Annotated in this window: 5 protein-coding genes and 1 pseudogene; 4 read left to right on the forward strand and 2 right to left on the reverse strand. The window is 31.4% G+C overall.

The genetic code is table 11. The features are described from left to right. The 3 genes from MR593_RS04610 to MR593_RS13500 all read left to right on the forward strand — a co-directional run. Positions 1–303 (forward strand): hypothetical protein (locus tag MR593_RS04610; RefSeq protein ID WP_290690249.1); only part of this gene is annotated, 303 nt, incomplete at its 5' end. Positions 304–406: 103 nt separating this feature from the next. Further along, on the forward strand, positions 407–817 hold the full coding sequence (locus MR593_RS04615; protein ID WP_290690250.1) for a YkvA family protein: 411 nt from the start codon (positions 407–409) through the stop codon (positions 815–817). 412 nt (positions 818–1,229) lie between these two features. Then, positions 1,230–1,502 carry a MerR family DNA-binding transcriptional regulator gene (locus MR593_RS13500; RefSeq protein WP_331474740.1) on the forward strand — a complete coding sequence of 91 codons (273 nt, stop codon included), beginning with the start codon at positions 1,230–1,232 and terminating at the stop codon, positions 1,500–1,502. Here MR593_RS13500 and MR593_RS04625 read toward each other — a convergent pair. After that, the gene (locus tag MR593_RS04625) at positions 1,417–1,929 is read right to left on the reverse strand and encodes a PaaI family thioesterase (RefSeq protein WP_290690252.1); all 513 of its coding nucleotides are present in this window, start codon (positions 1,927–1,929) and stop codon (positions 1,417–1,419) included. The two genes, MR593_RS13500 and MR593_RS04625, sit on opposite strands and share 86 nt — an antisense overlap. 19 nt (positions 1,930–1,948) lie before the next feature. Further along, positions 1,949–2,602 carry an aspartate/glutamate racemase family protein gene (locus MR593_RS04630; protein ID WP_290690254.1) on the reverse strand — a complete coding sequence of 218 codons (654 nt, stop codon included), beginning with the start codon at positions 2,600–2,602 and terminating at the stop codon, positions 1,949–1,951. A gap of 373 nt (positions 2,603–2,975) precedes the next feature. Here MR593_RS04630 and MR593_RS13555 point away from each other — a divergent pair. Continuing rightward, positions 2,976–3,099: pseudogene (locus MR593_RS13555) on the forward strand (alanine--glyoxylate aminotransferase family protein); the annotation flags it as partial.

Consider the following 3,099-nt stretch of genomic DNA (forward strand, 5'->3'; position numbering starts at 1 on the left):
TCTAAAGGATCAAATTTCAAGGAAAAATACTTAGAGGGAATATTTGCGCTTAAAGGAAAGGGTCAGAGACAGCCTTCTAGAGACAGCATAATCGGATTGATATTTGCATTTGAGCTAAATTACGAGGAAGCGAATTATCTACTTACTGTGGCTGGATTTAACAAGTTTAGAGCTGCTAAAAAGAGAGATTTGGTTATATTGAAGTGTTTGCAAGACAAAATGAATATTACAGAGCTGAATGATACGCTTGAAAAATACGGCTTTAAAAAGGTAGGAAATTTACAAGAGAGTGATGCTAAGTAAGAAATATAATGTTGTTATAACAACCCTGCATTTTGCCGGTGTTCATTATAGCTAGATGAGTGTATTATTAAATTAATAAATAAAACAAAAGGGGAAGATTTAAATGAACGAGGATAAAAAAGGAAATAATAATTTAAGTAAAAATGATTATGAAAATGAATTTGATAGTGAAGTCTTAGAAAATGAAGAGTACAAAAATCAATACAGTGAAAAAGGATTTTTTAAAAAGATATTAAGTAATTTACAAGGGATAGGTGAAGAGCTACTATATAACTTATTTTTACTATTTTATTTATTACAAGACGATACAGTTCCAGTTAAGATAAAGGCTGCAATAGTAGGTGCATTGGGGTATTTTATAGCTCCACTGGATTTAGTTCCAGATTTATTACCTGCAGCTGGATATGCAGATGATGCAGCAGCCGTGGCAGGCGCATTGGCTTTAGCTGTATTTTATGTAACTCCAGAAATAAAACAAAAGGCTAGAAATAAAGTCAACGAGTTATTCCATTAATAATGTTAAATAAAATAAATTTTAAAGAGCAAGCTGATAAACTCAGCTTGTTTCTTAATTTATGAAACATTATAAATATACCACAACCGTGCCTATTGTAATTATATTTAACAACTTTGTGATAGTGGTATAAACACTCAAATAAAGGTATTTACAGTAATTAGAGGTTGTTTAGGTCAGGAAACTTAATGTAAGAAATTCGATATTATTTTATTAAGTTACAAATATACAAATAAACCAATTATTCATAAACTCACTAATTTCAATTAAAAGGACTTTTCATATTTATAAAAAATGATAAAAATACAGCTAAAGTTGTATCACAAAGTTGTTAAATATATTCACAATGATGTGGGGATGGGAAATATTATATAATATTGTTATAGTTGTATGTTGTGAACGGAGGGGTATGATGTTTAGAATTGGTGAGTTTTCAAAGTTGATGCAGGTCAGCATTAGGATGTTGAGATACTACGATGAAAAGGAGATTTTGAAGCCGGCAGAGATTGATTCGTGGACTGGGTATCGTATGTACTCTGTGGACCAAATTCCTATCCTAAATAAAATTATAGCCCTTCTAAAAAGGAGGGCTACTTGCATTATCTGCCAGGAATTTCTATATATTGAACGGGATCGTCGTCGGGAATATCAAGCCATTCCTCAGCCATATTGCATTCTTCTGTGATTTTATCTAGAGGCATTTTGACGTATTTACCAGATGCAGTGACAGCGATATCTCCATTAGGTAGGATTATTTCGCCTGTGCCTTCAAATAGCTTTCTAGTGTCCCTAGTGACTCTAGCCACTGTGATTAGATCGCAGTCTATAGGAACTGGTTTTTTGTATCTGATTTCTAAAGCGCCAGTAACACCCCAGATAGTCTCGTCGCTTATGCTGATAGCACGTCCGATAGTTTCGTCTAAAATCGCTGCAGAGATGCCACCGTGAACTCTGCCTGGGTAGCTTTGGTGAAACTCTTTAGAATTGAAAATAGAGACTAATTCACCGTTTTCTAATTGGTAGAAACGAGCCTTTAGACCTAGGTCATTTTCTACGCCGCATACTAGACAGCTTTTAGAACTATTTTGTTTTTTTAGTACTTTATATTTCATGTTTTTATCTCCTTTCAGTTTATTTATTTAAATTTTCGCATAAAAATTCGTACATTTTTTCAGCTGGATTTATAATATTAAGCTTAGTGATAGACTTCAATTCTTTTTCAAAATATGGGAAATGAGTGCATCCAAGGATTATAGCTTCTACATTTATCCCCTCAAAGAAACTTATTATATCCTCTAAATGGTTGTTTTTTATAAGCTCCATAGGAGGAATTTTTTCCTCTACATTATTAACTATTGTCATTGAATTCAAACCTACAACTGTGCATTTAGAATTTGTGTTTACGATTATCTTTTCGATTCCACCTGCTGATTGGCCGTTAGCGCATATAAGACCTAAATAAGTGTATTTATTTGCTAAAAATTCATAAACATCTAGCGGTGTAACTATGTAAATTTTAGATATATCAGCTAATTCGTGGAAGTCGATACTTGAGCTTAGGGAGTTGCAGTAAACAAATATCGCCTCCATGCCGTCTTCTTTAATTTTTGCTATCGATTTCAAAAGGGCTTCCTTTCTCTCTTGAATAGGAAGAGTTTGGAACAATAGTTGCTCTGTTGGGTTTTCTGAAACTGGATAAGAGTACGCGTCTACTCCTTTTTCCTTTAAAAAGTCAACCCCCATTTGTGTATCTACAGGAGTTCCAGCCATAACTGCTACTTTCATTTTTGATACCTCCAATATATGTAAATTTAAAATCTTTTTAATATAAATATAACATACTTTAGATATACTATATTTAACAAATATTAATTTTTAGTCAGATTTTTTGAATACATTTTAATAAAATGGGCATAATATAAAAATCAAATTTATATATAAATAAAAGTAAAAATGTTAACGTTATCACGTATAATATCATATATATACAACATAATATATTGAAATATAGCTCAGTATAAAAAAAATTTATATGGATTAAATTAACAAATCTATTGACAAATAAACCAAAAAAACATACTATAGATATTAAATAAAGTTAATTATTATTTTGATAATAAAAAATAAACTTTTAATTTTAGAAGAAAGGAGGCTTATTATGAGTAAAAAATTATTCATACCAGGACCTATAGATGTTAGTGAAGATGTCCTACAAAAGATGGCTACACCAGTTATCAGCCACAGAGGCAAAGAAGCATCAGAACTTCAAAAAAGCATAACTG

The organism is Intestinibacter sp. (genome assembly GCF_022780145.1).
Taxonomy (GTDB): Bacteria; Bacillota; Clostridia; order Peptostreptococcales; family Peptostreptococcaceae; genus Intestinibacter.

Coding starts and splice junctions, on each gene's coding strand:
- MR593_RS04625 (WP_290690252.1), bottom strand. CDS start 1,929: ATGAAATATAAAGTACTAAAAAAACAAAATAGTTCTAAAAGCTGTCTA.
- MR593_RS04630 (WP_290690254.1), bottom strand. CDS start 2,602: ATGAAAGTAGCAGTTATGGCTGGAACTCCTGTAGATACACAAATGGGG.
- MR593_RS04615 (WP_290690250.1), top strand. CDS start 407: ATGAACGAGGATAAAAAAGGAAATAATAATTTAAGTAAAAATGATTAT.
- MR593_RS13500 (WP_331474740.1), top strand. CDS start 1,230: ATGTTTAGAATTGGTGAGTTTTCAAAGTTGATGCAGGTCAGCATTAGG.